The sequence below is a fragment of the Bifidobacterium panos genome, assembly GCF_012932445.1.
In the GTDB taxonomy this organism is placed as follows: Bacteria; Actinomycetota; Actinomycetes; order Actinomycetales; family Bifidobacteriaceae; genus Bifidobacterium; species Bifidobacterium panos.
The window spans coordinates 96,746-102,745 of the sequence record NZ_JAAIIJ010000004.1; the positions used below are offsets into that span (position 1 = coordinate 96,746).

Sequence of the window (6,000 nt, forward strand, 5' to 3'; positions counted from 1 at the left end):
GAACAGCCCAGTGGGCTGTTCGTGTCGATATCAACGGACGGCGTCATTTTGCGGTAGTAGATCGTTCCCGTGTCCTCTGTAGACCCATGCCGACGCGGCGAACTCGTTCCCTGTGTGTTTGAGTCGCAGTGTGCGTTGCTATTGTTCTTGGTCTGTTTTGAGTCGCAGTGCTCGTTTTTCCGTTCTCAGTGTGTCTCGGATTGCAGTGCTCATTGTCTCCGTTCCCAGTGTGCATATCGCCACTTGTGTGCATAACAGCGTCCATCTTTCCCGTTCTCAGTGTGCGTTTCGTTAGGCTTTCGTGTTGTTTGACTAGTCCGGTGTCGGGCGGCGGATGTTGCCGTGTTCGACACCCTCCGGGCCGGTAGGCCAAGTCTTACGTCTCACACGGCAACATCCGCCTGGGGCATTCTGGCGTAGCCGGTTCGTTCCTCGTCTCTGCCGTGTTGGGTGTTTGTGGCGTGTCTTTTTTCTGGGGTTTGGTTTTTGGCGGGACTGGTGGTTTTCGGGGGTTTATGTCGATTGCTGGGAGGCGAGTTTCGTGATCTCGCTGTCGCGGGGGGGGGTAGCTTTCAGGGCTATTGGTGACCCCCGTCCCACCGGGACGGCCGGATATTCCGGTTGGCCAGTGTGCGTGGGGTTTCCTCCTCCCCCGATTCGGGAGGGCGCTTTTCGCGCGCGGGATTCCGCGCGGGAAAGCGTCGTCTTGTGTTGGGGGAGGGTTGGTTGAAGAATAAAGGAATTTTTAGGAGTTTCTTATGGTGAGATTTTCATCTCAAAGCGGCCTGAGGCGCGGGTTGTCGCGTTGGCTGGTTGCCGTAGTGGCGGCCGGTTTGGCTGCGTTGATGGTGCTGGCGGTGGCTGTGCCCGCGGTGTGGGCTGCCGACAAGCCGTCGGTGACGCTCAACGAGAACAGGAAGACCAATGTCCAGGCCGGTAGCGATACCGAGGACGCGTCGTACCAGTTGGGCAACGCCAGCGTGACGGGCGGCAATAGCTCGTATGTCGTGGTGCAGGTCGACTCCGGCTACTTCACTCCGGCTGCTGCTGCGCCGGGCACTGCGGAGGCGCAGGGTGCGTTGAGCGGCGAGTCGGGTCAGGATGAGTCCGGTAACGACAAGTACGGTTCGTACGTGGACGGCGTTGATGTGAAGGCTGGCGGGAAGTACACGTATGTGACGTTCAAAATGGGTGACGGCAGTGCGAATATCACGGCGAACGACCTGCAGACGTATCTGCAGGGTCTGAAGTTCACCATGGACGGCGACACGGAACAGAACGTGACCGTCACCGTCGTCGGCGACTCGCTGCAGGCCGAGTACAACGGCAAGAAGTATAAGGCGATCCTGTACAACGGCCACGCATACGCACTCATCGACGATCAGCCGATGAACTGGAGCGACGCGTATGCTGCGGCGAAGTCCACGACACTCTTGGCTCAGAAGGGTCATTTGCTGACCATTGAGTCGGCCGGCGAGCACAACCTTATCTATAAGTCGTTCGGCAACGCGTATGGTTGGTTTGGTGCGACCCGTTTCACGACTGCGGAGCGTGCCAAGATGGACGGCAATACGTTCAGTGTCACCCAGCAGGACGGGGATATTGGTTGGGGTGAGGCTTGGTATTGGGTGACGGGCCCGAGCGCCGGAACAATGCTCTGGACCACCAACAAAGCGTCGACCGGTGAAGCCCCCGAAGGCGTATACACCAATTGGAACCCCGGTCAACCTGATGCTTCTGGCGGTGCTGAAGGTTGTGGCGAGTATGGTAGGGGAGATTCGGGTCAGTGGAATGATATTCGTCCTGGCCCCACTATGAATACTTATGTTGAGTTTGAGAATGTTTCGATCCCGGATGGCACTACTGTTTCTGCTACAGTGCAGCGTGTTGATGTGTCGTATGATTTGGACGATGTGACGAGTAGTAATACGGCGTCGAAGGCGTTGGTGGGTGAGGCGTTTTCGACGACGTTGACTGCTACCAAGGCTGCTGATGGTCGTTCGTTGGATGTGTCGTCGGTGTCGGTGTCTGTTGGCGGCAAGAAGCTGACGAAGGATACGGATTACACGTTCGATACGGCTACCGGCGAGCTGGCGATCAAGGCCGAGAATGTGACGGGTAATGTGTCGGTCTCGGCGAAGGTGTTGCGTCAGGTGGCGTTTGTGCTTGGCGGGGATGCTACGGCGAAGACGTACGGCGAGATGAAGAACGCCACGCCCGACTCCTTGTCGGTGGAGAACGGCAAGGCGGTTTCCGCTGCGACGGGTTACAAGCAGCCTGATGTGAGTATGACTGCTGCCGGTACTGGGGCTGGTAAGAAGTTTGCCGGTTGGAAGTCGAGTGTGGATGGTTCGGTGTATTCGCCGGAGGATGTGGGTAAGCTGACGCCGAGTGTGGATGTGACGTTTACTGCTCAGTATGAGGATACGGATAAGATGACGGTCCGGTTCGACTACGCCGGCGGTGTGGATGCGGATAAGGCGTCGTCGAAGACGTTGACGGGTCGTGAGGGCACTTCGTATGATGTGCCGGTTCCGTCTCGTGCGGGTTACGCGTTCGCTGGTTGGACCGCGGACCCGGCGACCGTGACCCCTCCGGCCGTGGGCGATGCGACGGCGTCGTATACGGCGGATGTGACGTTCACGGCCACGTGGACCGCGAAGCCCACCACGGTTACGTTCTCCGCGGGCGAGGGCGATAACAAGCACGGCGAGCTGACCGCTACCACGCCGAGCTCGTTGTTGGTGACGACTGAGCAGAAGTTGAGCACGGATACGAATCTTCCGGATGATGGTCCGACTGTGGATGCTGATGCTGGTTGGAGGTTCCTGTACTGGCAGTCCAGTGTGACCGATGCGGATAACAATGAGACGTTGGGTCCGGTGTATCAGCCGTCGCAGGTTGGTGATTTGAAGGCTCAGGCTGGTTTGAAGTTCACTGCGGTGTACGAGCAGCTGCCTGAGGTGAGTGTGGTGTATAACTTCAATGGCGGCCATGACGCTGATAACAACACGTCCGTGACGCTTAAGGGCGTGGATGGCACCGAGTACACCGACGAGGCCAAGGCCAAGGTTCCGGATACGACGAAGTTGACCCGTACGGGTTACACGTTCAAGGAGTGGAGCCCGGCTGTTACGGGTAAGTATGCGTCGGTGACGTATACGGCCCAGTGGAAGCAGAACACCAATAACGTGAATTTCGTGGTGTCCGACGAGGATAAGCACGGCAGTCTGACGGGCAACACGACGTATCAGGTGCTGACCGGTGAGAAGGTCGGCGGCAAGCCCACGGTGACGGCTGATGGCGGGTATCGTTTTGTTGGCTGGGTGTCCAGCGAGAACGGCAAGGTGTATTCGCAGGACAGCGTGGACGCGTATGTCGTGTCTGGTGCGAACAAGGATATTACGTTTACGGCGAAGTTTGTGCCGGAGTCGAGTGTGGAGGTGCATTACAACTACGCCGGCGGCTACAACAAGAACAATGATTCGTCCCTGGTGTTGACCGGCCTGGAGGGCGCGGAGTATTCCGACGCCGACAAGACCGCCGCGGCCGAGGAGCCGACGCGTACGGGTTACACGTTCAAGCAGTGGGACAAGACCCTGTCCACGACGTACCAGTCGGTGACCTACACGGCCGAGTGGACGGTGAACCCGAACACGGTGACGTTCGACAAGGGCGATGGCGTGTCGCTGGAGGGTGAGTCGACCTACACGGTGGAGTCCGGTAATAAGGTCACCGGCGAGCCGACCGCGACGCCTCAGGCCGGGTACACGTTCGTGGGCTGGAAGTCCAGCGAGGACGACCTGCTGTACGGCAAGGACGGCGTGAAGGATAAGTACGTCGTCTCCGGCCTGAACCGGAATGTCACGTTCACCGCTCAGTACGAGCCGAACAACGGCGCGAAGGCGGTGTTCAACGCGAACGGCGGCCTGATCGACGGCAAGGACTCCAGCGTGACCCGCGAGGGCAAGCAGGGCGAGGCCTATGCCAAGCCCTCGGACCCGACGCGTGATGGTTACACGTTCGTCAAGTGGCAGGACGCGGATGGCAATGAGCCGTCCGGCACGTACGCCACGGATGGCACGACCGTGTACACGGCCCAGTGGGAGGCGGACTCGTATGCCGTGTCGTTCAAGCAGGGCGATCACGGCGCGCTGACGGGCACCACGGACTATCAGGTTGCCACGGACGCGAAACTGGGCGACGCCGGCGTCACCGTTCCGACGGTTGAGGCCGAGGCCGGTTGGTCTCTGGTTGGCTGGCAGTCCGAGGAGTTCGGCCTGGTGACTTCCGACCAATTGTCCAGCCTGGTCATGCCCGCCAAGAGCGTGGAGTTCACGGCGCAGTATGCGCAGAACGCGACGGCCACGGTGATGTTCAACTTCAATGGCGGCACGGATGCGGCTGGTAATGCGTGGACGAGCCTGTCGGGCCCGTTGGGCACGAAGTATGAGGTTCCCGCGAATCCGACGAAGGACGGGTACACGTTCAAGCAGTGGCTTGCGGATGGTAAGAAGGTTGATCCTTCGGGTACGTTCGATGCGGCGTCGCTGGTGCTGACGGCCGATTGGACCGCGAACGAGAACACGCTCACGTTCAATAAGGGTGATCACGGCACGCTGACGGGCACCACCGGCTACACGGTGGCGACCGACGCGAGCCTGAAGGACGCGAAGGTCACCGCCCCGGAGGTCGCTTCCGAGGCCGGCTGGTCGTTCGTCGGCTGGCTGAGCGACGAGTTTGGTCTGGTCACCAGTGACGAGCTGGCGAACCTGACCATGCCGGGCAAGGACGTGACGCTGACGGCGCAGTATGTGCAGAATTCGACCGGTGTGGTGGTGTTCGCCTACAACGGCGGCACCGATGCGGACGGCAACGCGTCCAATATCCAGTCCGGCGCTTTGGGCACCACGTACACTACGCCTGCGAACCCGACGCGCACGGGTTACACGTTCACCGGCTGGGACAGGAACGTGTCGGGTAAGTTCGAGCAGTCGATGCTGCAGGTGAACGCCACGTGGAAGGCCAACATGTACAAGATCACGTACAAGCTCGACGGCGGCACGGACCCGAAGAACCCGAGCACGTACACGTATGGTGTGGGTGTCGCCAGCCTGAAGAACCCGACTCGCGAGGGTTACACGTTCGCCGGCTGGGCCGATGCGAAGGGCAACCTCGTCAGTGGTATCAGCGCCTCCGACACGGGTGACAAGACCCTGACGGCCAAGTGGACGAAGAACGCGAGCACCGACGGGTTGAACCCGGACGGCGGCACGATCCCGTCCGACTGGACGGGTTCGGACGGCCAGTTGCCGATTCCGACCCGCGACGGCTATAAGTTCGATGGCTGGTTCGACGAGGACGGCAACCAGGTGACCACCCTGAAGGATGCGGTGGGCAAGAACCTGACGGCCAAGTGGACGAAGATCGACGACGCGTTCGACCCCGGCGACGGCCAGCTCCCCGACGACTGGACCGGTGCGGACGGCGAGCTTCCCACCCCGACGCTGCCGGGTTACAAGTTCGACGGCTGGTATGACGAGGACGGCAACCAGGTCACCACGGTCAAGGACGCTGTCGGCAAGAAGCTGCATGCGAAGTGGACGAAGATCGACGACGCGTTCGACCCCGACGGCGGTCAGCTGCCGGACGATTGGACGGGCGAGGACGGCGAGCTGCCGACCCCGAGTCGTGACGGTTACCGTTTCGACGGCTGGTATGACGAGGACGGCAACAAGGTCACCACGTTGAAGGACGCGGCCGGCAAGAAGCTGACCGCCCACTGGACCAAGCTGCCGACCACGTTCGACGTGGACGGCGACGTGACCCTGCCCGACGATTGGACGGGCGAGGACGGCAAGCTGCCCGTGCCGACCAAGCCGGGTTACAAGTTCGACGGCTGGTACGACGAGGACGGCAACCCCGTGACCAACGCGGAGGACGCTGCCGGCAAGAAGCTGCACCCCAAGTGGACCCCGATCGACGAGGCGTTCGACCCGG

Annotated in this window: 1 protein-coding gene; it reads left to right on the forward strand. The window is 60.8% G+C overall.

Annotation, left to right across the window (positions count from 1 at the left end; genetic code table 11):
- Nucleotides 1–758: 758 nt before the first annotated feature.
- On the forward strand, nucleotides 759–6,000 hold a 5,242-nt coding region (locus G1C94_RS02530; protein WP_172144332.1), incomplete at its 3' end, for an InlB B-repeat-containing protein.